Source organism: Corynebacterium sp. HMSC05D03 (assembly GCF_001807205.1).
Taxonomy (GTDB): Bacteria; Actinomycetota; Actinomycetes; order Mycobacteriales; family Mycobacteriaceae; genus Corynebacterium; species Corynebacterium aurimucosum.
On sequence record NZ_KV788177.1, the window covers coordinates 156,066 to 179,049 of the forward strand.

General features: G+C 59.6%; 24 protein-coding genes. 15 read left to right on the top strand and 9 right to left on the bottom strand.

Going from position 1 to position 22,984, the window contains the following annotated elements; translation table 11 throughout:
• Nucleotides 1–310 precede the first annotated feature (310 nt).
• Nucleotides 311–1,486, bottom strand: coding sequence for an acyl-CoA dehydrogenase family protein (locus HMPREF3147_RS07010; RefSeq protein ID WP_070446332.1), 1,176 nt, complete (start codon nucleotides 1,484–1,486; stop codon nucleotides 311–313).
• 244 nt (nucleotides 1,487–1,730) lie between these two features.
• Here HMPREF3147_RS07010 and HMPREF3147_RS07015 point away from each other — a divergent pair, with 244 nt between their 5' ends.
• Complete coding sequence (locus tag HMPREF3147_RS07015) at nucleotides 1,731–2,288, top strand: TetR/AcrR family transcriptional regulator (RefSeq protein ID WP_046647001.1); 558 nt, start codon at nucleotides 1,731–1,733, stop codon at nucleotides 2,286–2,288.
• Here the strand turns inward: HMPREF3147_RS07015 and HMPREF3147_RS07020 are convergent.
• Nucleotides 2,285–3,334, bottom strand: coding sequence for a hypothetical protein (locus HMPREF3147_RS07020; protein ID WP_070446334.1), 1,050 nt, complete (start codon nucleotides 3,332–3,334; stop codon nucleotides 2,285–2,287). The two genes, HMPREF3147_RS07015 and HMPREF3147_RS07020, sit on opposite strands and share 4 nt — an antisense overlap.
• Complete coding sequence (locus tag HMPREF3147_RS07025) at nucleotides 3,327–3,821, bottom strand: RNA polymerase sigma factor (protein ID WP_010189329.1); 495 nt, start codon at nucleotides 3,819–3,821, stop codon at nucleotides 3,327–3,329. The genes HMPREF3147_RS07020 and HMPREF3147_RS07025 overlap by 8 nt, the downstream gene beginning before the upstream one ends.
• A gap of 95 nt (nucleotides 3,822–3,916) precedes the next feature.
• Here HMPREF3147_RS07025 and HMPREF3147_RS07030 point away from each other — a divergent pair, with 95 nt between their 5' ends.
• Nucleotides 3,917–4,957 carry an RNase H family protein gene (locus HMPREF3147_RS07030; protein ID WP_070446336.1) on the top strand — a complete coding sequence of 347 codons (1,041 nt, stop codon included), beginning with the start codon at nucleotides 3,917–3,919 and terminating at the stop codon, nucleotides 4,955–4,957.
• Nucleotides 4,958–4,995: 38 nt separating this feature from the next.
• Entirely contained in the window at nucleotides 4,996–5,469 is a 474-nt protein-coding gene (locus HMPREF3147_RS07035) for a hypothetical protein (protein ID WP_070446338.1), read from the top strand.
• Here the strand turns inward: HMPREF3147_RS07035 and HMPREF3147_RS07040 are convergent.
• Nucleotides 5,450–5,920: a YdcF family protein gene (locus tag HMPREF3147_RS07040; protein ID WP_070446595.1), complete on the bottom strand. Its 471-nt coding sequence runs from the start codon at nucleotides 5,918–5,920 to the stop codon at nucleotides 5,450–5,452. The genes HMPREF3147_RS07035 and HMPREF3147_RS07040 overlap by 20 nt on opposite strands.
• Nucleotides 5,921–5,951: 31 nt before the next feature.
• Between HMPREF3147_RS07040 and HMPREF3147_RS07045 the strand changes: the two genes are divergently transcribed.
• Nucleotides 5,952–6,845, top strand: coding sequence for a ribokinase (locus HMPREF3147_RS07045; RefSeq protein WP_070446340.1), 894 nt, complete (start codon nucleotides 5,952–5,954; stop codon nucleotides 6,843–6,845).
• 9 nt (nucleotides 6,846–6,854) lie between these two features.
• On the opposite strand, the gene purE is transcribed toward HMPREF3147_RS07045, so the two are convergent.
• The gene (gene purE / locus HMPREF3147_RS07050) at nucleotides 6,855–7,355 is read right to left on the bottom strand and encodes a 5-(carboxyamino)imidazole ribonucleotide mutase (protein ID WP_046647007.1); all 501 of its coding nucleotides are present in this window, start codon (nucleotides 7,353–7,355) and stop codon (nucleotides 6,855–6,857) included.
• 99 nt (nucleotides 7,356–7,454) lie between these two features.
• Entirely contained in the window at nucleotides 7,455–8,717 is a 1,263-nt protein-coding gene (locus HMPREF3147_RS07055) for a 5-(carboxyamino)imidazole ribonucleotide synthase (RefSeq protein WP_083276461.1), read from the bottom strand.
• Here HMPREF3147_RS07055 and budA point away from each other — a divergent pair.
• On the top strand, nucleotides 8,703–9,422 hold the full coding sequence (gene budA, locus HMPREF3147_RS07060) for an acetolactate decarboxylase (protein ID WP_070446344.1): 720 nt from the start codon (nucleotides 8,703–8,705) through the stop codon (nucleotides 9,420–9,422). The genes HMPREF3147_RS07055 and budA overlap by 15 nt on opposite strands.
• Here budA and HMPREF3147_RS07065 read toward each other — a convergent pair.
• The 3 genes from HMPREF3147_RS07065 to HMPREF3147_RS07075 all read right to left on the bottom strand — a co-directional run bounded on the left by HMPREF3147_RS07065 (nucleotide 9,419) and on the right by HMPREF3147_RS07075 (nucleotide 11,760).
• A complete protein-coding gene (locus HMPREF3147_RS07065; RefSeq protein ID WP_070446346.1) occupies nucleotides 9,419–9,862 on the bottom strand; it encodes a hypothetical protein in 444 nt (147 codons plus the stop codon). The genes budA and HMPREF3147_RS07065 overlap by 4 nt on opposite strands.
• A 293-nt stretch (nucleotides 9,863–10,155) precedes the next feature.
• Entirely contained in the window at nucleotides 10,156–11,061 is a 906-nt protein-coding gene (locus HMPREF3147_RS07070; RefSeq protein WP_070446348.1) for a biotin--[acetyl-CoA-carboxylase] ligase, read from the bottom strand.
• A gap of 42 nt (nucleotides 11,062–11,103) precedes the next feature.
• Entirely contained in the window at nucleotides 11,104–11,760 is a 657-nt protein-coding gene (locus HMPREF3147_RS07075; protein WP_246815743.1) for a hypothetical protein, read from the bottom strand.
• Between the two features lie 48 nt (nucleotides 11,761–11,808).
• Here HMPREF3147_RS07075 and HMPREF3147_RS07080 point away from each other — a divergent pair, with 48 nt between their 5' ends.
• The 10 genes from HMPREF3147_RS07080 to HMPREF3147_RS07125 all read left to right on the top strand — a co-directional run bounded on the left by HMPREF3147_RS07080 (nucleotide 11,809) and on the right by HMPREF3147_RS07125 (nucleotide 22,857).
• Nucleotides 11,809–12,798: an ABC transporter ATP-binding protein gene (locus HMPREF3147_RS07080; protein ID WP_070446350.1), complete on the top strand. Its 990-nt coding sequence runs from the start codon at nucleotides 11,809–11,811 to the stop codon at nucleotides 12,796–12,798.
• 125 nt (nucleotides 12,799–12,923) lie between these two features.
• The gene (locus HMPREF3147_RS07085; protein ID WP_070446352.1) at nucleotides 12,924–14,213 is read left to right on the top strand and encodes an ABC transporter substrate-binding protein; all 1,290 of its coding nucleotides are present in this window, start codon (nucleotides 12,924–12,926) and stop codon (nucleotides 14,211–14,213) included.
• Between the two features lie 196 nt (nucleotides 14,214–14,409).
• Nucleotides 14,410–15,387 carry a carbohydrate ABC transporter permease gene (locus HMPREF3147_RS07090; protein WP_070446354.1) on the top strand — a complete coding sequence of 326 codons (978 nt, stop codon included), beginning with the start codon at nucleotides 14,410–14,412 and terminating at the stop codon, nucleotides 15,385–15,387.
• Nucleotides 15,384–16,205: a carbohydrate ABC transporter permease gene (locus HMPREF3147_RS07095; protein ID WP_070446356.1), complete on the top strand. Its 822-nt coding sequence runs from the start codon at nucleotides 15,384–15,386 to the stop codon at nucleotides 16,203–16,205. Before HMPREF3147_RS07090 ends, HMPREF3147_RS07095 begins: the two co-directional genes overlap by 4 nt.
• Nucleotides 16,205–16,390, top strand: a complete 186-nt coding sequence (locus HMPREF3147_RS07100; RefSeq protein WP_070446358.1) for a hypothetical protein — start codon at nucleotides 16,205–16,207, stop codon at nucleotides 16,388–16,390. Before HMPREF3147_RS07095 ends, HMPREF3147_RS07100 begins: the two co-directional genes overlap by 1 nt.
• The gene (treS, locus tag HMPREF3147_RS07105; RefSeq protein WP_070446361.1) at nucleotides 16,387–17,889 is read left to right on the top strand and encodes a maltose alpha-D-glucosyltransferase; all 1,503 of its coding nucleotides are present in this window, start codon (nucleotides 16,387–16,389) and stop codon (nucleotides 17,887–17,889) included. Before HMPREF3147_RS07100 ends, treS begins: the two co-directional genes overlap by 4 nt.
• Nucleotides 17,890–18,049: 160 nt before the next feature.
• Nucleotides 18,050–18,322, top strand: coding sequence for a hypothetical protein (locus tag HMPREF3147_RS07110; RefSeq protein WP_070446363.1), 273 nt, complete (start codon nucleotides 18,050–18,052; stop codon nucleotides 18,320–18,322).
• Nucleotides 18,323–18,525: 203 nt separating this feature from the next.
• Nucleotides 18,526–20,481 carry a beta-glucoside-specific PTS transporter subunit IIABC gene (locus HMPREF3147_RS07115; protein WP_070446365.1) on the top strand — a complete coding sequence of 652 codons (1,956 nt, stop codon included), beginning with the start codon at nucleotides 18,526–18,528 and terminating at the stop codon, nucleotides 20,479–20,481.
• On the top strand, nucleotides 20,482–21,921 hold the full coding sequence (locus tag HMPREF3147_RS07120; RefSeq protein ID WP_070446367.1) for a 6-phospho-beta-glucosidase: 1,440 nt from the start codon (nucleotides 20,482–20,484) through the stop codon (nucleotides 21,919–21,921).
• Between the two features lie 81 nt (nucleotides 21,922–22,002).
• Nucleotides 22,003–22,857, top strand: a complete 855-nt coding sequence (locus tag HMPREF3147_RS07125; RefSeq protein WP_070446369.1) for a PRD domain-containing protein — start codon at nucleotides 22,003–22,005, stop codon at nucleotides 22,855–22,857.
• The last annotated feature ends 127 nt before the right edge of the window (nucleotides 22,858–22,984 follow it).

The window sequence follows — 22,984 nt, forward strand, 5'->3', positions numbered from 1 at the left end:
GTGGATAACTACAACTCATCCATCGAATTGGCTGATCCTTCAACAAAGTAATCCACAAGGTTCCACTCACAAGGCTTCACTCAGAAGTCTCTAGTCAAAAGGCCCGTTTGCACCCAAGTAAACCTTCTAACAGCACAAAGAAGGTTCGTTTGCCCCCAAACAAACCTTCTCACTAATGCCTTCTGAGCAGAACCATCTTCGACCGCTCACGACGGTTCCAACAGAGGCCTCCCCACCAGGACTCGAACCTAGAATGACCGCGATAGTGGGAAAAGATGGGCACGGTGGAATATGGGGCCACTTCGAAACGCTACTTGTAGGCCGAGAAACCGGTAATCTTCTTGCCCATAATCAGGGATTGCACGGTATCGGTTCCTTCGTAGGTGTGCATGGCCTCGATGTCGGCGAAGTGGCGCGCGATGTCGTTTTCTAGCAGGATGCCGACTCCGCCGAGCATGTCGCGGGCATCAGCGGCAATTCGACGAGCAGCGCGGGTGTTGTGGAGCTTCGCCGCCGAGGCCTGCTCCGGGGCCAAGGTCCCCGCGGTTTCGCGCAAAGAGACCTCACGGCAGGTCAGCATCATTTGGCTCAAGTCAAGCACCATATTGGCCAAGCGCTGCTGAATAATCTGCGCTTTCGCCAGCTCGCGACCAAACTGCACGCGCTCCAGCACATACGAGCGGGCAATCTCGTAGCAGGCCACCGCGGAGCCCAGCGCCATCCAGGACACACCAATGCGGGTAGCGGTGAGAACGCGAGACACATCCTTGAAGCTGCGGCAGCCCGGCAGTTGGTTGGCGGCGGGGATGCGGCAGTCGGTCAACGTAATGTGTGCCTGGTGGATAGCACGAAGAGACAGCTTGCCTTCGATAACGGAAGCCGAGTAGCCGGGTGCGTCCTGCGGGACGATGAAACCGCCAACATTGCCGTCCTCCATGCGCGCATAAATGATCGTGATTCCGCCGGAAGCGCCGTTGCCGATCCACTTCTTCTCGCCATTAAGCACCCATTCATCGCCGTCGCGCACCGCGGTGGTCTCCAAAGCAATTGAGTCCGAACCGTGAGCCGGTTCCGTCAGCCCGAAGGCACCAAGCAAAGAGCACGAAGCCATCTGCGGCAAATACAAGGCCTGCTGTTCCGGAGAACCCAACATCGAAATTGAGCGCATGGCCAGCCCAGCCTGCACCGCAATCACCGTGCCCATCGAGGCATCCGCGCGCGTGACCTCCATGAGTGCCAGGCCAGCACCAAGCGTGGACATCTGTTCATGGCCTTCCACCGCCAGGCCATCCGTCATCACGTCCAAGTCGCCCAAGCGCTGAACCAAGTCCAGTGGGTACTCCGCAGCCTGCCAGTGCTGGTTGATCACCGGGGCGGAGTACTCACGAAACTGCGCTGCACGCTTCCACCCCGCAGCATCGGACTCAGAGAGGTTGTCAAAAACACCCAGGAAATCAGTGGTGGGCTCGAAGAGGTTGTGGGACATGGTCAATTCTCCAACTAACAGGCAATACGAATGGCGATTAGCGTCAATTGTGACCTGACTCTCCATTGACTGTCAAGTGCCCCACACCCAACGCGGTGACCCCACGCTCAACGTGACACGACCACACACAACGCGGCACGACCACGCAAGCACAGCCACCAGACAAACCAGCCCCCAACCGTCCCCCACAACCCACATCGCAGGTATACTAACCACCATTAGCTCATTGAGGAGGACGCCCACCATGGCCAACCAGAGACGCCGCGACCAAATCGCCGCCGCCGCACTCGACCTCTTTGACCAGCGCGGCTACCACGCCACCGGCATGGAGGACATCGCCAAGGCCGTCGGCATGCGCGCCTCCAGCCTGTACAACCACTACTCCTCCAAACAGGAGCTCCTCGCCGAAGTCACCATCACCGCCATGGAGGACCTGCTGCGCGCCAACGCCGCCTGCCTCGCCGGGCTCAGCGATCCCCGCGACAAGCTCGTCGCCACCATGAAAGCCCATGTCATCTACCATGCCACCCATGCTCGGCGCGTCCGCGTGGTCAACAACGAGCTCACTAACCTCGAAGAGCCCCACAAGTCCGTCGTCCTGCAGCTACGCCGCGACTATGTCGCGCGCTGGATGGCCGTGGTCAACGAAGGCGATTTCCACGCGGAGAACCTCAAAATCGCCTGCTGGGCGCTCATCGATATGGGCATCGGTGTGGCCCAATGGTTTAGCCCCGACGGTGATTACACCGCCGAGGCTTTAGGAGACATGTACGGCCAGTTCGCCCTGCGCCAACTTACCTAGGGCGCACAGCCAATCTGCTGCTCTTCCTCACGCCCATCCGGGTACTGCACGCGCACGCGAGAGTAAACCTCGGCATGGTAGCCGCACGCCACGCGCTTATCGACGACCACCTTCACCCGATCCTCATTGAATGTGCCTTCCGCGCAGTTTGGGTCACAGTCATTTTCGATGGCCACGCCCTCTGCCTCTGCGGAGTCGGCTCCCCAGCGCTGCCAGTCCAATTCGTTGACCAGGTAATTATTGTCAGCGCACGCTAGCGAGATGCGGTCCGGGCCCTCCAGGCCTGTGACGGAGACGCAGTCCAAGATCGCGGTGGCATCGATGGTGGTTTCCACGTCCGGGCCTACGAGGCCGACCACGCGCACCAGTTGGCCGGTCGCAGGCAAGACGGAGAAGGAGACGCGGTCAGAATCGCGAATCACGGTGACCAGCTGGTCCTCGCCTTCGCCCTCAACAGTGCCGACCTCATTGCCTTCCGCATCCGCCAGCATGTCATAAGCAATCTTCTGTTGCTCGCTACTTAGTCCGGGCTGGAGCAGCAGCTCCAGCGCTCCGAGGGCGTGGTTCGGGAAGGAATCCGCCAGCTTCTCCAACCCGGCGCGATCGGTCGCAACGACGAGGTCCTCCGGGTTGATGGAGGGCTGCGGATCAAAGCCCGGGACCTCTCCCTGCGAGGAGACCTCCACGGCACCGCCGGCATCCACCGCATATTCGGTGATCGCGGTGGCATCACCAAGTGTGTCGACGCGCTTCATGTATTCCTTCGCGGTCACACCTTTATCCACGGCATCGGGCTGGGTGGCCGCAGCTTCGCCAGCCTGCGTCAGAATCTCCGCGGCCGAGGCCACGGGCTCCGAGTTATTGAGCAACGGGAAGGCTCCGCCGATCAGCGCAAGCACCGCGACGGAAGCCGCCGCTATTGTCCACGTGGGACGACGCTTCGTGATCTGTGCGAGGGTGTCTTCGGAGCGGGCGAGGGATGCGTCGTCAAGCGCGGCGTCCGGTACCGGATTGGCGGCGCGGAGCATATCGAGAGAGTTAGGCATCGGTTTCTCCTGTGAGTTCGGATAGGTGGGTACGCGCGCGGTGCAAGCGAACACGCACGTTATTGCGGGAAATGCCGAGGACCTCGGCGATATCAGGGTGGTCGAGGCCCTCCCACGCATGGAGGGTGAGAATTTCGCGCTCGGCATGCGGCAACTGCATCAACGCGCGAGTGATGTCGAGATTGGCATCGACTGCGTCATAACCGGCATAGGATTCCAGCTCATGGTCGTCGAGGTTCTCCGTCTCCCGCCGAGTGCGGTAGAACTCCCGCATCACATTGCGGGCGATGCCATAGAGCCACGGCAGCGGCGTGCCGCGCAAGGAGTCGAAGCCAGCCCACGCTCGCTCAAACACATCAGCCGCCAGCTCTTCCGCGTGACTCGGTGGGACGCGACGGCGCAGGTAGGCCAGCACCGCCGGGTAATGCTCGCGAAACAGGCGGGAGAATTCCCGCTTACGCGAACCAGGCAAGGTAAGGACAGACACTAAATAACTCCATATTGTTCGTGGGCTCACTGAGTATGTTGCATCAGACAGCCGAGCATTACAGAAAAGCGCTGAAATGGTTTACTAGTAGAGCTATGGAACCACTCGAGCTCTCCGCCCTGACGGGCACGCAGTCGCGCACCTACGGCACGCGCAAGATCACCAAGGACATGATCTCAGCACCCGTGCACGTGGCTATTGCGCTGTGGGATGAGCGCTGGGATTCCGCCGAGAACGGCACGATTGATGGCTGGGTCATCGCCGTTAACACCAAGAAAACGCGCTTCGTGCGCAAGGGCCAGATTCGGAAGGGCGATATCGTTGAGGTAGCCGTCCGCGAATTGGAGAAGGCCACGAAAAGTATTCGAGGGCGCAAATGGATCGTCACTGGGCGCCGGCAAGCGGCACTTCGCGCCGCCCTGGAGGAACGCGGCTATACCGTGACGGGGAGTTTTGCGGAGGAGAATAGGGCGTCGAAAAGCGCTAGCTCCGTGCGACGCAAGCAGGCCGGGATCACCGCGCGCCGCGCGAAGAAAGAAGGCGAGGCCCCACGCAAGAAGCAGGTCGTCAAGGTGGAAACGCCGGAGGCGCACTGGTGGCCGAACTTCTCGACAGCCTCCTCGTGGCCCATAGACGCCACCGTGCGCATCGCCACGGATGCCTCCTCGGACACGGTGTTTAAGGGCTCCATGTGCTTCGTGGCCAGCAATGGTGACTACCGGTTGCGCACGCGCAAGACGACGGCCAGCACCGATGAGCTTGAGCTCGAATCCCTCACCCTGGCGTTGAAATACCTGCTCAAAGTCGGGGCAACCAAGGCGATCATCGAGTCAGATTCCGTCGCCGCATTAGAAGCGGTGGAACAGATTCGGCAGAAGGGCTCGAAGGCGATGCGCTCGCGCGGGGTGTGGCGGGGGCTGTCTTCCGGCTCGCGCTCGCGCTTCCAGCAAGCGTGGAATGACGTGGAGGGAGTCTGCGCGGTGACCATCCGTCGGGTGATGGGGCATGCGGGTGACCCGTTGAACCGCGCAGCGGACCAAATTGCATACATGGGCCTGCGGGCGATTGCGCATCCGATGAAGCAATCACGGGCAACGCTGAAAGAAGGCATCCGGAAGACGCTGGCCAAGCTCTAATTCGGGGTTCGGTGTACTAGTGGCCTAGTGTGAATCGCATGAGCAATCCCTTTGACTCCAACCCTTTCGAGGAGCCGGCCAAGCCAATCAACGGCCGCGGGGCTAATCCCTTCGCGGAGCCCGCGCGCGAATCCTACGCGGCGCCTTCTGCGAATCCTTCTGCAGAGCGTTTCGCGGATCCGGCCGCGGAGCCTTCTGCTGAACCTTTCACTGAGCCTGAGCGCGCCTACCCACCGGCGCCGATGCAGGACTATTCCCTTGAACAGCACTCACCGGGCGGCACGATCCACAGCTTCTCCCTGTTCAAAGGGCTTTTGAGTCTGTTTTCGGTCCTCGTAGGCTTCACCGGAATTACTGATGGCGATGTAGCCATGGGCATCGGCTTCGCCTTGCCTGGAACGTGGTACTTCCTCAAGTCGCTGCAGCAGAAGGCCAACCCGACCACTCCGCAAAAGCGCCACTGGTTTGTCATTTGGATGATTGCCATCGTGCTCATGTTCTTCGGCGCCTAGCCACCACCCGCCGCCACACAATGCGCAGCAGCGAATGCGGCGTCGCCACCACCTCGCGCAGGTAATTCCACCAGCGGTCTTTCCGCGGGGTCCGCACGCCGTGCATGTGAACGCGAATCCCTAGGTGCCCGGCCCACATGCGGGTGCGCAGCACGTGGAAGTCATTGGTCACAACGCGGAAATAGGTGTATTCCGGGCACAGCGCATGGGCGCGCTCGAGGTTCTCGTTGGTGCTGGTAGCGAGTGGTTCGAGGAGAATCCGCTCCGGATTAACGCCCCGCTCGATGAGGTAGCGCGCCATCGGCTCCGCCTCCCCGAAGCCGGTCACGATGATTGGCTCCTCCGGCAACAGGCGAGCCAACACCACCGCTCGGTCCAACCGGCTACGTAGCAGCGGACCAGGCTCGCCGCCCTCGACGCGCGCGCCCAACACCAGAAGCGGAAACTGCATGCCCGCTAGCTTAGCGTGCATACTGGTCAGCATGAGCATGTGCGTAGTCGGTTCCATCAACGCTGACCTCGTGGTCCACACCGCGCGACACCCCCAGCCCGGCGAAACCCTCTTGGGGCACGGCGGAACCATCACCGCGGGTGGCAAAGGAGCAAACCAGGCGGTCGCGGCTGCCCAGCTGGGTGCGCAGGTGAGCTTCGTCGGCGCGGTGGGCAGCGATGCTTATGCCGCGCCTGCGATGCACTACTTGCAGGCCAGCGGCGTGGACCTCACGCACGTCGAGGCCAGCGAAGAGGTAACAGGTTTAGCCGTCATCACCGTAGATAAGCAGGGTGAAAACACCATCATCGTGGTGCCGGGTGCTAATGCGCTTGTCAGCGATTCATTCGTCACCACGCACTCCTCCCCCATCACCGCATCGGAGCTCATTTTGCTCCAAGGTGAGATACCGCCAGCGGGCTTTGCCAAGGCAATCGAGCTGGCCAAAGGTCGGGTCGTGGTCAACCTCGCACCGGTCATCGAGGTGGAAAAGGAAGCGCTCCTGCGCGCCGACCCGCTGCTGGCCAATGAGCACGAGGCCGGGCTCATCCTCGAGCAGCTGGGGTTGAGCGGCCAGGGCGCGCCAGCGGAGCTAGCGCAGCGCTTAAGGGAGGCCGGCTTTGCCTCGGTGGTTCTCACGCTGGGCGCGCGCGGGGCGCTTGTGGCCGAGGGGGCCGAGCTTATCGACGTTCCCTCCCCACGCGTCACCGCCGTCGATACGACCGGCGCGGGCGATGCCTTCGCCGGCGCGCTGTGTGCCCGCTTGCTGGAGGGCGATTCGCTGGTGGATGCCGCGCGCTTCGCCGCGCGGGTCGGGGCCTTTACCGTCACGGGCTCCGGCGCCCAGGCCTCCTACCCGGATCTGACAAGCGAGTTGCCCGGTTAAAGCCGCGTCTTATTCGCCGAGGAGCTGGGAACGCAGGTTCTCATCCTTCTTTTCTACTTCGGCGGCCATGTTCTCTTGGTAGGCTGCCATCTTCTCCACCAGTGCTGGGTCGCCCGCGGAGAGGATGCGCACGGCAAGCAGGCCCGCATTCTTCGCACCGCCGATGGATACGGTTGCCACCGGCACCCCACCCGGCATCTGCACGATGGACAGCAGTGAATCGAGACCATCGAGATCCTTCAACGCGCGCGGGATGCCGATGACCGGCAGCGGCGTGGCCGCGGCAACCATGCCTGGCAGGTGGGCCGCACCACCGGCACAGGCGATGATGGCCTTGAGCCCGCGCTCGTGGGCAGACTTGGCATAAGCCAGCATCTTTTCTGGGGTGCGGTGCGCACTGACGACGCCCACCTCAAAGGGCACGCCGAACTCGGCGAGCACTTCGGCTGCGGGCTTGACGGTGGGCCAATCGGAATCGGATCCCATGATCAGTCCGACGAGTGGTTCCATGAAAAATCTCCTTCTTTACTAGCGTTTAAGCTCGCTGCGGGCTTAAGAGTGCGCTGTGGGCTTAAGAGTGCGCAGTGGGCTTAAGAGTGCGCAGTGGGCTTACGCCCACTGCGCGTGGACGAGGAAGTGGGCGGCATCGTGGGCGATGCGGCGCGTTTCCTCCACGTCCTCACCAACGACGTTGACGTGGCCGATCTTGCGACCCGGCTGGTGGTCCTTACCGTAGAGGTGGATCTTCGCTTGCGGGTAGCGCTCCATGACTTCACGGACGCGCTGCGGCATGGGCATCTGCGGATCCTCCTCAGCCCCCAGCACATTGGCCATGACCGTTACGGGTTCCAATGGCGCGGTGGAGCCCAGCGGCAGGTCCAGCACGGCGCGCAGGTGCTGCTCGAACTGCGAGGTCACGCAGCCATCCTGCGTCCAGTGGCCGGTGTTGTGCGGGCGCATGGCCAGCTCGTTGACCGCAATATCTTCTTCCACAACCGCTCCCGGCGCGCCTGAAGCGGACGCGATGATGCAGCCGGCGTCTTGCTTCGTGGCAAAAGCGAAAAGCTCCACTGCCAGCACACCCGTAACGCCCAGCTCGGTGGCTACCTTGATGCCCACCTGCATGGCGCGCTCCGCGAGCGCTGCCGACAAGTTCGGGGCTGGGGCAAAAGCCTCGGCGCAGATGCCGTCTCGCTGCACCGACTCGGTGACCGGCCAGGCTTTGACCTCGCCGGAGGGGCGGCGGGCGACGAGCACGGACAGCTCGCGAGTAAGGGAAACTTTTTCCTCAGCCATAAGCGGAGTACCAGCGGCGAGAAGCTCTTCTACCAGCGGCTCCAGCTCCTCCGCTGACGGGAACCACACGCCATGACCGTCGTAGCCGCCGCGGCGGGCTTTGAGGCACACGTGACCGTCGACAAGCGCGGCGAAATCCCGCGCATCCTCCACCGATTCAATAGCGGCAAAGCGCGGCACTGGGGCGCCCAGCTCGGCCAGCTTCTCGCGCATGAACAGTTTGTCCTGCGCGTAGAGGAGAGCGGAAGGCTGGGGCTGGACGTTGAGGCCGTCGGCGATAAGACGCTCGACGTGCTCCGTCGGGACGTGCTCGTGCTCAAAGGTAATTGCATCCGCGCCTTCCGCGGCGGCGGTGAGCACGTCGAGATCGTGGTAGTCACCGAGCACCACATCCGGGATCACCTGTGCGGCGGACTTGTCTGGCGCGGAGGCCAGCACGCGCAAGCTGATGTCGAGCTCTGCGGCGGCCGGCTGCATCATGCGTGCAAGCTGGCCGTCTCCATAAACAGTAACGAGGGGTTTGTGTTGTTCACTCACCCTTTCAATACTAGCCTTGGGGCCATGATCGTCCGGCATACCATCTTTCAGAACTCCCTCATGACCGCGCTGTTGGATGGCATTTACGACGGCGAAATGACCATCGGCGAGCTCTTGGGCAAAGGCAATTTTGGCATCGGCACCTTCGATGCGCTGGATGGGGAGATGATTATCCTCGACGGCGTGTGCTACCAGCTACGCGGCGATGGCACCGCGACGGTAGCGGACTTGGACCAGGGAACCCCCTTCGCGGTGGCCACGAACTTCGTCCCCCGTATTAAGGTGGCCGCGCCCAAGGGATTGAAGCGCGAGGAGCTTTCGGCCTTCATCGATGAAGTCGAGCCTTCCGCCAACTACATGTACGCGGTGCGAATCACCGGACGCTTCAGCAACGTGGTTACCCGCACGGTGGTCAAGCAGAGCAAGCCTTATCCGCCGATGGCGCAGGCCGTGGGCGGCGATAAGGAACTGCGCTTTGAAAACGTCGAAGGCATCATCGGTGGTTTCCGCACACCGGTGTTTGAGAAGGGTATTTCGGTGCCGGGCTGCCACGTGCACTTTATTGACGCTGCGCGCACCTCCGGCGGGCACGTGCTGGACTACACGGTGGATGAGGCCACCATTGAGCTCTGCCCTGGCACGGACCTGGATCTGCGCTTGCCGCTGACCCACGAGTTCCGCTCCGCCAACCTAGCCCCTGATGACTTGGACCAGCAGCTACACACGACGGAGATTAAGGACTAACCCCAGACCGGTTGTTCGTTGAGGATATCCTCGACGCGCTTGGCTTTAGGGATGGATGGGAAATACATCGGCTTCTCGTATCCGTGGAGTGCCAGCGAAATCCCGCCGCGACGGCGGCGCGCACCGCGGATATCGGTGAGCGGGATCGAATCAACGCGTTTGCCTTCGCGAGCGATGACGCGCAGGTTGGTCACGATGAAGCGCTTACGACGGGCCTTGACGAGGGGAACGATGAAGCGCCAGGCAGCAAGCAGGGCCCATAGAGCTACTAAGCCATTGCGAAGCGCCAGGTCCATGCCGTTATAGTCGCACCAGCCGATGGCAATCCAGCACACCCCGGTAATCACGACGAGCTCTAGAAAAGGAAAGAGCAGCGTCCGAAATGGGGCGGTCATGTCCGCGCGCACTACCTCGCCGCGGCCCATCTGCATGAGGTTCATGGGGCTCATGGTACCTGCCTGCTCCCGCCGTCCAGGCAAGAGGACGTCACGTCCTAGGCCTTGCAGGCCCAGCCAAGGCTTCGCACATGGCATTTCCTAAAAGGCGTCAGTCAAAAGGCGTCTTTGCCCCTGAAAACGCCATGTGGAGGCGTCCAAAAGGTGTCTTTGCCCCCAAAGACGCCTTTTGACTGATGCCTTCTGACAGACGCCTTTTGAATAGCGCCATGTGTCGAGCACGGCGTCTTCTATGGGGTCTCGCCGGTCGACGCTTAGACGCCACGCAGCGCGGGCGACTAATTATCAGCCGGGCGAAGGTGGATGACATCACCCGCGGAGTAATACTCGCCGCCAACGTTGATGCGGCCATCATCGGCCACGCCCTCGACGGTGCCGATGACGTCGCCGGCCGGGGCTTCGAGGCGGACTTCCTGCCCGATGGAAGAACACACCTTACGGTAATCAGCCAAAAGCTGTGGGTCCTGCTGCTCCCACTGGGTAATGCGGCGACGCAGGTTCTTCAGCACGGTGATGGCCAGCTGCGTGCGGTCGGTCTCAAGGCCTTCGAGCGCGAGCGATGTCGCGGCCTCGATGGGCAGTTCCTCGCGGGTCAGGGTGACGTTGATGCCCATGCCCACGACCACGCGGGCTGAAGGCGGGTTCGCAGACTGAGTCTTGGGGGCGATTTCAGCTTTACTGACCTCGGCTTTGTTGATCTCTGCCTTATTAATCTCTGCCTTGTTGATCTCTGCCTTGTTGACCTCGGCCTTGTTGATTTCAGCCTTGGAAACTTCCGTCTTCGGAGCAGATTTGAAGGCCTCGCCCACTGGACCAGCCTCGGCGAGGATGCCGCACAGCTTCTTACCATCGATGTGCACGTCATTCGGCCACTTGAGTACCGCACCCTCTACGGAATCAGTCACGGCCAAGCCGGCAGCTAGCGGCAAAGTACCGAGGTGATCCAGCGAATCCGGAAGGATGAGAACGGAAAAGATGAGCTGCGAACCAGCCGGGCTCACCCACTGACGGCCCAATCGGCCCTTACCGGCAACCTGCTCATTGGCCAGCAAAACGGTGCCATCAGCCACCTTGTCGGCCTGCATGAGATCGGTGTTGGTGGAGCCAGTGGACTCGGTGTAATCGATAACAGCGAAGTCTTCGCTCAGCGCCTCGCGGATTCGGTCCATATCAAGTGCAGTCATGCACCCTAGGTTACCCGCCGGATCACTGCCGCCTCGAAGTAACTAAAAGTAATCCGGATTGGCCAGAATTGTGCGGGCAGTAGCATCGTCAAGACAGGTAGTCAGCACAGCCTGCGGCAACGCATGGGTGACCTGCTCAGGCGTGACGGTGATCTGCCGCGTATCTGCCAGGAAAGAAACAGTATCCCCGATCAACTTGTCGTAATCAGCGCGGTCTTGTTCCCCAAGGCTGTCCGGCTTCCCTTCAGTCACCAGCACATAGCGAGTTGCTGGGGTAACCCATTCACAAACCCACTCGCCGTACTCTTGCAATTCCGAATCCGAGACATCCAGGCCCATCCCCTTCATGCTGGCACGCATGGTGGAGCGATTCACGTGGCCATTGTCCACCAACTGCGAGCGGACGTCAGACGCGTCGACAGTATCGGCAAAAATAGCGCGGAACACGGTATCGCGCTGCGTCTCTGCAGCCGAAGTCGTCGGCGATGTCGCGGACTCCTTCGAGGGCATCGTCGGGGAAGGCTCTTCCGAAGAAGATTTGGTAGTGGAGGTCAATGACTCCGTCGTAGTCTCCGAAGGCGCTGAAGACGCATCAGCAGTCCCAGTAGAAACGGTTGTCAGTGGCGCAAAGGACTCCGCGGATTCCGTACTGGAGCAACCGACCAAGAGCAGCGCGAGGAATGGAGCGAACTTCTTCATAACAAATTCCAGCCTAATGCACGCACCGCCAGGTGCTAGTGTGAATCCATGGCAAAGGTCACTTTTGAGAACGTCGGCATCACCTATCCCCGTGCCGAGAAGCCCACGGTCAAAGACCTCAATCTCGAGATTGCGGACGGCGAGTTTCTAGTCCTCGTCGGCCCGTCCGGCTGCGGTAAGTCCACCACCCTGCGCGCCCTCGCGGGGCTGGAGCCGGTCTCCAGCGGCCGCATCCTTATTGACGGCAAAGACGTCACGGGCCTTGAGCCAGGCGATCGCGATATCGCCATGGTCTTCCAGAACTACGCGCTCTACCCGCACCTCACCGTTGCCCAGAACATGGGCTTCGCCCTCAAGCTGGCCAAGATGCCCAAGGCTGAAATCAAAGCCAAAGTAGAAGAAGCAGCGAAGACCCTTGGGCTGACGGAGTACCTGCAGCGCAAGCCCAAAGACCTCTCCGGTGGTCAGCGTCAGCGCGTGGCCATGGGCCGCGCCATCGTGCGCGAGCCGAAGGCCTTCCTCATGGATGAGCCCCTGTCTAACCTCGACGCTAAGCTGCGCGTGCAAACCCGCGCGGAGCTGGCCAGCCTCCAACAGCGTCTCGGCACCACCACTGTCTACGTCACCCACGACCAGGTGGAGGCCATGACCATGGGTGACCGCGTGGCCGTGCTCAAGGACGGTGTTCTGCAGCAAGTCGCGCCACCGCGCGAGCTCTACGACGCTCCCGCTAACGAATTCGTCGCCGGTTTCATCGGTTCCCCCGCGATGAACATCTTCGACTACAACGGCGGACGCGTCGGCGTTCGCCCGGAAAAAATGTTCATCAATAAGGGGCCGATTGGCTTCCAAGGCACGGTGGAGTTCGTGGAAGAGCTGGGCTCTGAGTCCTTCGTCTACGTCATGGTGGGCGAGCAGCGCTTCGTCGCCCGCGCGAGCGACAACGTTCCGCAGCGTGGTGAGAACGTCGTGCTGACCTTTAACCCCCGCGAGGCTCACCGCTTCGATCCGGAGACCGGCCAGCGTATTGAGGCTTAAGAAACACCACGGACAGGGGTGATTTCACCCCCGTTTGAAGTGAATTAAAAGCCAAAACCACGTGCAGTGTGGGGATGATCCCCTATTTTGTAGTCATCAGAAGTTTTCCGAAAGGTGAATATTCAATGAAGAAGCCCTTCCTCCCCAGCTCGCTGCGTTCTGTCCGCCGCGGCGTTGTCGTCACCACCGCTGCACTCGCACTGACCTTGGCGGGTTGCTCCTCGAGCGACGAGGGATCGTCGTCAAGCACTGGCTCCGATGCCTCCTCGACTGATGGTGACGGCCGCGGCCCCATCACCTTCGCCATGGGCAAGAACGATACCGACAAGATCACGCCCATCATCGAGGCGTGGAACGCCGAGCACCCAGATGAGAAGGTCGAGCTCAAGGAGCTCGCCGGCGAGGCCGACGCTCAGCGCGAGACCCTCGTGCAGTCCCTGCAGGCTGGCAACTCCGACTACGACGTCATGGCGCTGGACGTGGTCTGGACCGCGGACTTCGCCGCTAACCAGTGGCTGGCACCGCTGACTGGTGACCTTGAAGTGGATACCTCCGGACTGCTGGAGCCCACCGTGGAGTCCGCCACCTACAACGACACCCTCTACGCGCTGCCGCAGAACACCAACGGCCAGCTGCTCTTCCGCAACACTGAGTTGGCGGACAAGGCTCCGGAGAAGTTCGCAGACATCGCTTCTGCCTGCGAGGCTCTCAAGGATGATGCTTCCTGCCTGACCACGCAGCTCAAGCAGTACGAGGGCCTCACCGTCAACACCGCCGGCTTCATCGAGGGCTGGGGCGGCTCCATCTTGGATGATGAGGGCAACATCGCTGTTGACTCCGACGAGGCCAAGGAAGGCCTGCAGGCGCTTGTCGACGCCTACGAAGACGGCACCATCTCCAAGGACTCCACCGCCACAACGGAGGAGGAGACCAACCTCGCTTTCACTGAGGGCAAGACCGCTTTTGCCATCAACTGGCCGTACATGTACACCAATTCCGAAGAGGCTGGCGTGAAGTTTGAGGTCCAGCCGCTGGTGGGCAAGGACGGAGTCGGTGTCTCCACCCTCGGTGGCTACAACAACGGCATCAACATCAACTCCGAGCACAAGGCTACGGCCCTGGATTTCATGAAGTTCATCATCAACGAGGAGAACCAGAAGTCCTTCGCTGAGGCTTCCTTCCCGCCGGTGCTGGCCTCCATCTACGACGATGAGTCCCTCGTCGAGGAGTTCCCGTACCTTCCGGCTCTGAAGGAATCCCTGGAGAACGCCGCGCCGCGTCCGGTCTCCCCGTTCTACACCGCCATCTCCAAGGCCGTGCAGGATAACGCCTACGCGGCTCTGACCGCTGACAAGTCCGTCGATGACGCTACGAAGGACATGAAGGCCGCCATCGAGGCAGCCTCCCAGGGTTAATCTTCCCAGCGTGAAATGGGGGCGCGAGTAAGTCCACGTGACTTGCCCGCGCCTCCTTCTTTGATCTGGATTTAAACCAATGGGCATCAAGGTGCTCGCGCGCAGAGGATGTCCAGAGGATGTCTACGCCACCCGCTATGATTTTCCCCAACCCCCGATAACCCCCTCCCCTATAAATCAGAAAGGCAGGCACCGCATGGCTGGAGCACCGCCTACCGCGCAGCCCCGCAGACAGTATCTGCGCGTTGCTGCGCTCATCGCGCCGGCGCTGATAGCGCTGGCCGTGGTCATCGGCTATCCCATCGTGCGCGCTGTGATGTTGTCCTTCCAGGGCAACAAGCGGCTTAACCCGACCACGGGTGTATTCGAGGAAGGCGCATTCGCAGGCCTCGAGAACTACCTGTACTGGATCACCAATCGCTGTATGTCTGCCACCGGCCAGACCACCGCATGCCCGGATGGCGTTATCGCCACTGATTTCTGGCCAGCGCTCAAGATCACGCTCTTTTTCACCGTGGTCACGGTGACCCTGGAAACGATTTTGGGCATGTTCATGGCGCTGGTGATGAACGGCGAATACCGCGGTCGCGGCCTCGTGCGCGCGGCGGTGCTGGTTCCCTGGGCCATTCCCACCGCAGTCACCGCGAAGCTATGGCAGTTCATGTTTGCACCGGATGGCATCGTTAACGCGCTCATCGGCTCGCGCATCGCATGGACCACGGACCCGTTCTATGCCCGCCTCGCGGTGATTATCGCTGATGTGTGGAAGACCGCCCCGTTCATGGCACTGCTCATCCTGGCAGGCCTGCAGATGATTCCGCGCGATGTCTATGACGCAGCACGCGTGGACGGCGCCTCGCGTATCCAAACCTTCTTCACCATCACCCTGCCACTGGTGCGGCCGGCACTCATGGTGGCCATCCTCTTCCGTACGCTGGATGCGCTGCGCATGTACGACCTACCGGTCATCATGATCTCCGCTTCCTCCAACGCGCCGACGGCCACCATTTCCCAGCTGGTGGTGGAAGACATGCGCCAGGGCCACTTCAACTCAGCCTCCGCGCTGTCCACACTCATCTTCCTGCTTATCTTCACCGTCGCGTTCATCCTCGTCCGTTTCCTCGGCGCTGATATCTCCGGTACTGCTCGCCAGAAGAAGGAGAAGAAGTCATGAAAAAGCTTGGCCACTACCTCGGCATCCTCTTCATCATGTTCTGGGGGCTCGCGCCCTTCTACTGGATGGTTGTCACCGCCTTGCGGCACAAGTCCCATACCTTCGACACCACCCCGTGGCCCACGCACGTGACCTTGGACAACTTCCGGGATGCACTGGCAACAGACAAGGGCAATGACTTCCTCAACGCACTGGGGAACTCTTTGCTTATCTCCCTAGCCACGACCGCTGTCGCAGTCCTCATCGGCGTGTTCACCGCCTATGCGCTAGCTCGCTACGACTTCCCTGGAAAAGGTATCGTCACCGGCATCATCCTGGCCGCCTCGATGTTCCCGGCCATCGCGTTGGTGACCCCGCTCTTCCAGCTCTTTGGCAACCTCGAGTGGATTGGCACCTACCGCGCGATGATCATTCCGAATATCTCCTTCGCGCTGCCCCTGACTGTCTACACGCTGCTGAGCTTCTTCCGTCAGCTGCCCTGGGAGCTGGAGGAGGCCGCCCGCGTGGACGGTGCCTCCCGCGGCCAAGCCTTCCGCCTCGTGCTCCTGCCCCTGGCCGCGCCCGCGCTGTTTACCACCGCCATCATCGCTTTCATCACAACGTGGAACGAGTTCATGCTGGCCAAGCAGCTATCCACCACTGCTACTGAGCCGGTGACCGTGGCTATCGCGCGTTTCTCGGGCCCCTCGGCCTTCGAGTACCCCTATGCCGCCACCATGGCCGCGGGCGCACTGGTAACGGTTCCGCTCATCATCATGGTGCTCATCTTCCAGCACCGCATCGTCGCCGGCCTCACCGCCGGAGGTGTCAAGGCTTAATGCGCCGTGAACTGCTATGGGACACCGCGCTGGGATTCGTTGGCTTCTTTGCCTTCCTGGCGCTGGTGCAAGCAGTCCTCAATCTTTTTCACCCCTCCCCCGCCATCTGGCCGGGGCTCCTGGCGGGCGCGCTGTGCCTGGCGGAGTTTCTGCTGTGGCGGGCCAAACGGAAGGATCTCCGATGACCTGGCACAATAACGCCATTTTCTACCAGGCCCTCGTGGGCTCGTACAAGGACACCCACGGCGAAGGCGTTGGCACGCTACGTGGAGTTATTGAGAAGCTGGATTACCTCAAGTGGCTCGGAGTGGACTGCCTGTGGCTCTCCCCGTTCTATGCTTCCCCGCTGCGCGATGACGGCTATGACATCGCCAACTACTACTCCATTCACCCTGACTACGGCACGATGGAAGACTTTGACGAGCTCGTCACCGAACTTCACGCTCGTGGCATGCGCCTCATGACGGATTTGGCTTTCAACCACACCTCTACCGATCATCCGTGGTTCCAGGCCTCCCGCACCGATCCGGAAGGCCCTTACGGCGACTATTACGTGTGGGGCGATGATCCCCTGCGCTACCCCGAGATCCGCATTATCTTCACCGATACGGAAACCTCGAATTGGGCATGGGACCCGGAGCGCAAGCAGTACTACTTCCACCGCTTCTACTCACACCAGCCGGACCTAAACTACGACAACCCGAAGGTCCACGAGGAAGTATTCAAGATTCTTTCCTTCTGGCTAGATAAGGGCGTGGACGGCTTCCGCCTCGATGCCATCGCCTACCTGTACGAGCGTGATGGGGTGGGCGGCGAGTCTCTGCCGGAGACGGTCGAGTTTGTGGAGAAGGTCCGCGCCTTCATCGACGAGAATTACCCCGAGGCCATCATGATCGCGGAGGCTAACCAGCCGCCCGAAGAAACCATGGAGTTTTATGGCACGGGCAATCGCTTCCACATGGTGTTCAACTTCCCAGTGATGCCGCGGCTTTACCAAGCCCTCGCGCTGGGGGACGCCACACCGGTCTACGACATCATGGCGGAGCTTCCGGAGCTTCCCCAGGGTTGTCAGTGGGGCACCTTCCTGCGCAACCACGACGAGCTGACCCTAGAAATGGTCGACGAGGACCAGCGCGCCATCATGTACGAGCACTACCTGCCGGATGAGCAGATGCGCGCCCACGTGGGCATCGCGCGGCGCCTCGCGCCACTGTTGGGCAATGATTACCGCAAGATTGAGCTTTTTTATTCACTTCTCATGACGCTGCCGGGCGCGCCTTTTTTGTATTACGGCGATGAAATCGGCATGAACGATGCCTCCGAGTTGCCCGACCGCGATGCCGTGCGCACGCCCATGCAATGGGAGCCCGGTGAGGGCGCAGGTTTCACTACATCCGCTCACCCGCGCCGTCCCATCGTCGGCGGCGTAGGGGTCTCAGTGAAAGAGCAGCTTGCCGACGATTCCTCTCTCCTCCACCGCCTCCGCGGTCTAATCCAGCAGCGTAAGGCACATCCGGAACTCGGCACCGCACCTTTCGAAGCCGTGGAAACCGGTCAGACGGGCGTTCTGGGATTCCAGCGCGGGGAGTTGTTGTGCCTGCACAGCTTCACGGATCAGACCGTCGACCTAGGCCCTGTGGAGCTCGGGCCCTATGGCTACGCCTGGCTGCCCATTGAGGCTTAAAAGGCGCTCGTTTCTCACCTCATATTTCAAACTAGGTTAACTGAAAGTTAACTCGCCGTGAACGAAAGCTAGCTTTTAGAGAACTTTACCTATATAGTTGGTTTAACCCCATGATGCGGACGGCCGCATCATTACGACAAGAAATAGAGAGGTGAGCCAAATGAATACCCTGACCGGATTCCTTTCCGCCATCACTAACGAATTCAAGAGTGCCACCGGAATCAACCTTGACACGGTGCACCCGGCGCCGCTGGTATCGCAGATCGCCGAAGATCTGCACAAGCACGGCCTTGTCCCAGCCACCCGCACCGACATCGAAGAGTCCTACGCGGCGCTGACCAACTCCTTTCCCAGCGAAGAGGATCTCACAGAGGTTGAACTCTTCCTTTACAACCTCGGCTGGCTAGCCGACGCTCCAGATAAAGCCGCTTAATCCACATCACAACTAGCCCCTCTTGTGCCCTGCCACAAGAGGGGCTATAGTTTCACATATCGGCTATCAGGCCTGTTACTCGCAAGAGGCAAGAACCTGAAGCGGAATCCCCCTTTAACGAAAGGGACTTCAGCTTCATTGCTCTCGCGAGTCTTTTTCGTTTTGGGACTTTTCGAAAGCCTAAGAACGAAAGTGAGGACATCATGACCGCCCCGGTACGTGATTATCCAAAGCTTGCCCACGACATCATCACTCTGGTCGGCGGGCCATCTAACATCACAGGAATTGCTCGGTGCGCCACTCGCCTGCGCCTCGTCCTGAAGAGCACTCCCGAAGACGCCCACACCAAGATTGAAAATCTGCCCGGCGTCATCACAACCGTCGAGAAGGGAGGGCAGTTCCAAATCGTCATCGGCAACCGCGTGGGAGAGGTCTACGAAGCTGCCATTGATCAGCTAGGAATCGATCCTAATGAACAGCAGATTGATGACGAGGACAATAAACCCACCCTCATGAACCGCATCATCGCTATGATGTCGGCGGTTTTTGCCCCCTTCATTTACGTACTCGCCGCAGCGGGCCTTATCCAAGGTGCGCTCATCCTCATCACTGCCGCCTGGCCGGAGTTTGGTGAGACAGGTACATACGAGATTTTCTCGCTCATGAGCTGGGCGCCTTTTACTTTCCTCCCCATCCTCATCGCGATCACCGCCTCGCAATTCTTCAAGACCAACACATTCATCTCTGTCGCCGCCGTTGGCGCTCTCGTCGCCCCAGAAATGGCCGACATTGCCTCACGTGTGGCCGAGGGCGAACACATTTCGCTTTTCGGTTTTGGATTGAGCGAGACCACATACACCTCAACTGTGCTTCCACCCCTTTTCGTCGTGTGGGGATTGTCTTACCTCGAAAGGTTTTTCCGGAAGCACCTACCTGAGGTCATCACGCAGCTGTTTACCCCGCTGTTCTGCCTCATCATCGCCGTGCCACTCACTGTTCTGATTATTGGCCCTCTATCCAACCAGGGCGCAATTCTCATTGCAGACGGTTTCAACTGGTTGGTCGATGTTGCTCCCCCTGTCGCCGCAGCCATGGTAGGTGGTTTCTGGCAGGTAATCGTCATTTTTGGTGTGCACTGGGGCGTTACCCCAATGGTCCTCGCGAACTTTGAACAGTATGGCTCAGACCCCTTCCAGGCCTTCCAGACCGCTGCGGTGATTGCTCAGGTTGGAGCGGCCTTCGGAGTCTTCCTCAAGTCTCGCAGCCCCGAAATGAAGAAGGTCGCCGCATCCGCTTCCCTGACCGGCGTCTTCGGCATCACTGAACCCGCTATTTATGGCGTTACACTCCGCCTAAAGAAGCCATTCATTGTGGGCTGTGTCGCGGGTGCGGCAGGCGCCATTGTGGTGTCCCTCTTCGGTTCCCTGCAATACGTCTATGCAGGACTACCTGGCGTGCTCACCATCATGAATGCCTACGAACCTGGAACGAACTCGCTCATGGGAGAGATTATTGGCTGCGCTGTAGCATTCTTCGGAGCCGTCATCGGCGTCTACTTTGTTGGTTTCACGGATGTGCTCGCCGAGGCCCCTGCCGAAGCAACCGACAGCTCCCCCGACTCCGATGCCGCATCCGCTGAATACCACAACCAGCTCTCCCAAAAAGAGACCGTCTTCCACATCTCAAGCCCTGTGACTGGCACAGTTCTCGCTCTTAACGAGGTGGACGATCCGGTCTTTGCACAGGGCACCATGGGCGAGGGCGTGGCCGTAGAACCGACCGACAACAAGGTTTACGCGCCCTTCGATGGCACTGTTGCGACAGTCCTTCCATCCAAACACGCTGTAGGGATCATTTCAGATGACGGCGTTGAAGTTCTGGTCCACATCGGCCTAGACACGGTCGCGCTCAAGGGAAAGCCATTCACCAGTCACGTTACAAAGGGACAGCGCGTCGAAGAAGGAGACTTATTGGTTGAATTTGATGCTCAATCGATTACCCAAGCCGGCTTTTCACTCACTACGCCAGTAATCATCACGAATACGAAGAAATTCGCTGATGTCATCATCCATCCATCAACCCGTACCACTCATGGAAACGAGCTCATGGCCGTTGAAGCCAAGTCCTCGAACCAGACTCAAGCAGAAGGAGCCAAGTAAATGACCACGTCACTCAATCCGGATTTCCTCTGGGGTGGCGCTGTTGCTGCACACCAATTCGAAGGCGGCTGGAACAAGGGCGGTAAAGGCCCCTCCGTCGTCGACGTCCTCACCGCTGGTGCCCACGGAGTTCCCCGCCGCGTCACCGAAACCATCGAAGCCAACGAGTTCTACCCCAACCACGAAGCAATCGATTTCTACGGTCGCTTCCGCGAAGACATCAAACTTTTCGCAGAAATGGGACTCAAATGCTTCCGCACGTCAATTGCCTGGTCCAGGATTTTCCCGCAGGGCGATGAGCTTGAGCCCAATGAAGAAGGACTCAAGTTCTATGACGAGGTCTTCGACGAGCTTCTTAAGTACGGTATCGAGCCCGTCATCACATTAAGCCACTTCGAGATTCCCCTTCACCTCGCTCGTGAATACGGCGGTTTCCGTAACCGCAAGCTCGTGGAATTCTTTGAGCGCTTCGCACGAGTATGCTTCGAGCGCTACCACAAGAAGGTCAAGTACTGGATGACCTTCAACGAGATCAACAACCAAATGAATGTGGATAACCCGCTTTTCCTTTGGACCAACTCGGGCGTGACCATCGCCGAAGGTGAAAACCCCCAGCAGGTGCTGTACCAGACCGCGCACAACTGCCTGCTCGCCTCCGCACGTGCCGTAGCAGTAGGGCACGAGATCAATCCCGACCTACAGATTGGCGCCATGGTTGCCATGGTCCCGGTGTACCCGTACAGCTGCAATCCCTCAGACATCATGGCCGCCGAAATTGCTAGCCGCGATCGATACTTCTTCCCCGATGTACAAATCCGCGGCTCTTACCCGGCCTATGCTCTGAAGAAATTTGAGCGAGAGGGAATTAACCCAGGATTCCAAGAAAGCGACGACGAGATTCTCCGCAACGGCACCGTCGACTACCTCGGGTTCTCCTACTACATGTCCAACACCGTTAAACACGATGCAGTGGCCGACGCTGGTTCCTCGGTCAACGGCGGATTGCCCAATTCAGTAGACAATCCGTATATCAAGTCCTCTGATTGGGGCTGGCCAATCGATCCACAAGGGCTGCGCTACTCCCTCAATTCCCTTTACAACCGCTACCAAAAGCCACTTTTCATTGTGGAAAACGGCTTCGGTGCGGTCGATAACGTGGAAGCCGATGGTTCCATCCACGATGAGGCCCGCATCGACTATCTGCGAAACCACATCGCGGCAGTAAAGGAGGCCGTCCTCGAAGACGGCGTCGATCTCCTAGGCTACACCCCATGGGGAATCATCGACCTAGTTTCCTTCACCACCGGTGAAATGAAGAAGCGTTACGGCATGATTCACGTCGACCGCGATAATGTAGGCAACGGAACGATGGAGCGCTCAAAGAAAGATTCTTTCGAGTGGTACCGAAATGTCATAGTTTCCAACGGAGCTGAACTCTAGGTTTTCACCGCCTAAATCAGGGCACGGTGGCGCACAACTTGGCTTTCAAGCCTGCGCCACGGTGCCCTGTACCCTGATTCTATGAACGTCATCCGCGCACTCAACAACAACGCCGTTCTTTGCACTGATGCACAAGGCATTCAAGCCATCTGCTTAGGCAAAGGGATCGGCTTCAGCCGAAAGCTTGGCGATGAAATCCAGGATGATGCTGTGGAGCAAGTTTTCCGCCCGAACTCCGCTCATCCCATTGCAAACCTCACCGCGCTACTCTCTGAGCTCCCGCTGGAAATCGTCAGCCTTGTCGCAGATTTCATTAGCGCTCACTCGAAGGTCAAGGAACCCCAGCTTCTAGTTTTAGGGCTGGCAGATCATATTTCCTTCGCAATCGAACGAGAAAAAGGCGGAATCAAGTTCAACTACCCACTGATGTGGGAAGTATCCACTCTGTACCCAGAGGAATTTGAACTAGGACTAAAGCTCCTAGACCAAGTTGAAGAAGCCACCTCTGTCCGTCTAGCCCGCGATGAAGCTGCTGCCATAGCGATGCATTTCATCAACGCGCAATTCGTTGATGGGGATATGACAATGGCAGAGAACATCACGAAGGAGATTTCCGCCCTTCTCGATGTGGTCTCTTCGCAGCTCCAGTGCCAACTACAGCCCAGTTCCCCCACAGTCACACGGTTCGTCACGCACCTGCGTTACCTCTTCGTCCGTTTGAACACTCCGAACCGGGAAGCTGACGCACCGTTGCATTCAATGCTTGCAGCTATCGAACATGATGATGCTGCTGCAGTGCGCATCGCCCGTCTAGTCCGTTCCAAATTAGAAGGTCAGGGCCATGCAATTAATGACAATGAGCTGGCCTATATCGCCTTACACGTCGCACGTCTGCGCAGTGCTCTTGGGAGTAGGCAAGGAGGCGAGCTCAATTAAATACCCCTAAAACGCCGTTTGCGAGGAAACACTCATCTTTCCCACCCCGCCTACCTGCACAAACGCGGGCTGTGAGGGAAATCACCCGCGCGCCGCTATACATTCCTATACAAAACTTCTCTACACT

What these genes read in the sequence shown, in the direction of transcription:
- HMPREF3147_RS07010 (WP_070446332.1), bottom strand. Translation starts at nt 1,486, where the DNA reads ATGTCCCACAACCTCTTCGAGCCCACCACTGATTTCCTGGGTGTTTTT.
- HMPREF3147_RS07015 (WP_046647001.1), top strand. Translation starts at nt 1,731, where the DNA reads ATGGCCAACCAGAGACGCCGCGACCAAATCGCCGCCGCCGCACTCGAC.
- HMPREF3147_RS07020 (WP_070446334.1), bottom strand. Translation starts at nt 3,334, where the DNA reads ATGCCTAACTCTCTCGATATGCTCCGCGCCGCCAATCCGGTACCGGAC.
- HMPREF3147_RS07030 (WP_070446336.1), top strand. Translation starts at nt 3,917, where the DNA reads ATGGAACCACTCGAGCTCTCCGCCCTGACGGGCACGCAGTCGCGCACC.
- HMPREF3147_RS07035 (WP_070446338.1), top strand. Translation starts at nt 4,996, where the DNA reads ATGAGCAATCCCTTTGACTCCAACCCTTTCGAGGAGCCGGCCAAGCCA.
- HMPREF3147_RS07040 (WP_070446595.1), bottom strand. Translation starts at nt 5,920, where the DNA reads ATGCAGTTTCCGCTTCTGGTGTTGGGCGCGCGCGTCGAGGGCGGCGAG.
- HMPREF3147_RS07045 (WP_070446340.1), top strand. Translation starts at nt 5,952, where the DNA reads ATGAGCATGTGCGTAGTCGGTTCCATCAACGCTGACCTCGTGGTCCAC.
- purE (WP_046647007.1), bottom strand. Translation starts at nt 7,355, where the DNA reads ATGGAACCACTCGTCGGACTGATCATGGGATCCGATTCCGATTGGCCC.
- budA (WP_070446344.1), top strand. Translation starts at nt 8,703, where the DNA reads ATGATCGTCCGGCATACCATCTTTCAGAACTCCCTCATGACCGCGCTG.
- HMPREF3147_RS07055 (WP_083276461.1), bottom strand. Translation starts at nt 8,717, where the DNA reads ATGCCGGACGATCATGGCCCCAAGGCTAGTATTGAAAGGGTGAGTGAA.
- HMPREF3147_RS07065 (WP_070446346.1), bottom strand. Translation starts at nt 9,862, where the DNA reads ATGAACCTCATGCAGATGGGCCGCGGCGAGGTAGTGCGCGCGGACATG.
- HMPREF3147_RS07070 (WP_070446348.1), bottom strand. Translation starts at nt 11,061, where the DNA reads ATGACTGCACTTGATATGGACCGAATCCGCGAGGCGCTGAGCGAAGAC.
- HMPREF3147_RS07075 (WP_246815743.1), bottom strand. Translation starts at nt 11,760, where the DNA reads ATGAAGAAGTTCGCTCCATTCCTCGCGCTGCTCTTGGTCGGTTGCTCC.
- HMPREF3147_RS07080 (WP_070446350.1), top strand. Translation starts at nt 11,809, where the DNA reads ATGGCAAAGGTCACTTTTGAGAACGTCGGCATCACCTATCCCCGTGCC.
- HMPREF3147_RS07085 (WP_070446352.1), top strand. Translation starts at nt 12,924, where the DNA reads ATGAAGAAGCCCTTCCTCCCCAGCTCGCTGCGTTCTGTCCGCCGCGGC.
- HMPREF3147_RS07090 (WP_070446354.1), top strand. Translation starts at nt 14,410, where the DNA reads ATGGCTGGAGCACCGCCTACCGCGCAGCCCCGCAGACAGTATCTGCGC.
- HMPREF3147_RS07095 (WP_070446356.1), top strand. Translation starts at nt 15,384, where the DNA reads ATGAAAAAGCTTGGCCACTACCTCGGCATCCTCTTCATCATGTTCTGG.
- HMPREF3147_RS07100 (WP_070446358.1), top strand. Translation starts at nt 16,205, where the DNA reads ATGCGCCGTGAACTGCTATGGGACACCGCGCTGGGATTCGTTGGCTTC.
- treS (WP_070446361.1), top strand. Translation starts at nt 16,387, where the DNA reads ATGACCTGGCACAATAACGCCATTTTCTACCAGGCCCTCGTGGGCTCG.
- HMPREF3147_RS07110 (WP_070446363.1), top strand. Translation starts at nt 18,050, where the DNA reads ATGAATACCCTGACCGGATTCCTTTCCGCCATCACTAACGAATTCAAG.
- HMPREF3147_RS07115 (WP_070446365.1), top strand. Translation starts at nt 18,526, where the DNA reads ATGACCGCCCCGGTACGTGATTATCCAAAGCTTGCCCACGACATCATC.
- HMPREF3147_RS07120 (WP_070446367.1), top strand. Translation starts at nt 20,482, where the DNA reads ATGACCACGTCACTCAATCCGGATTTCCTCTGGGGTGGCGCTGTTGCT.
- HMPREF3147_RS07125 (WP_070446369.1), top strand. Translation starts at nt 22,003, where the DNA reads ATGAACGTCATCCGCGCACTCAACAACAACGCCGTTCTTTGCACTGAT.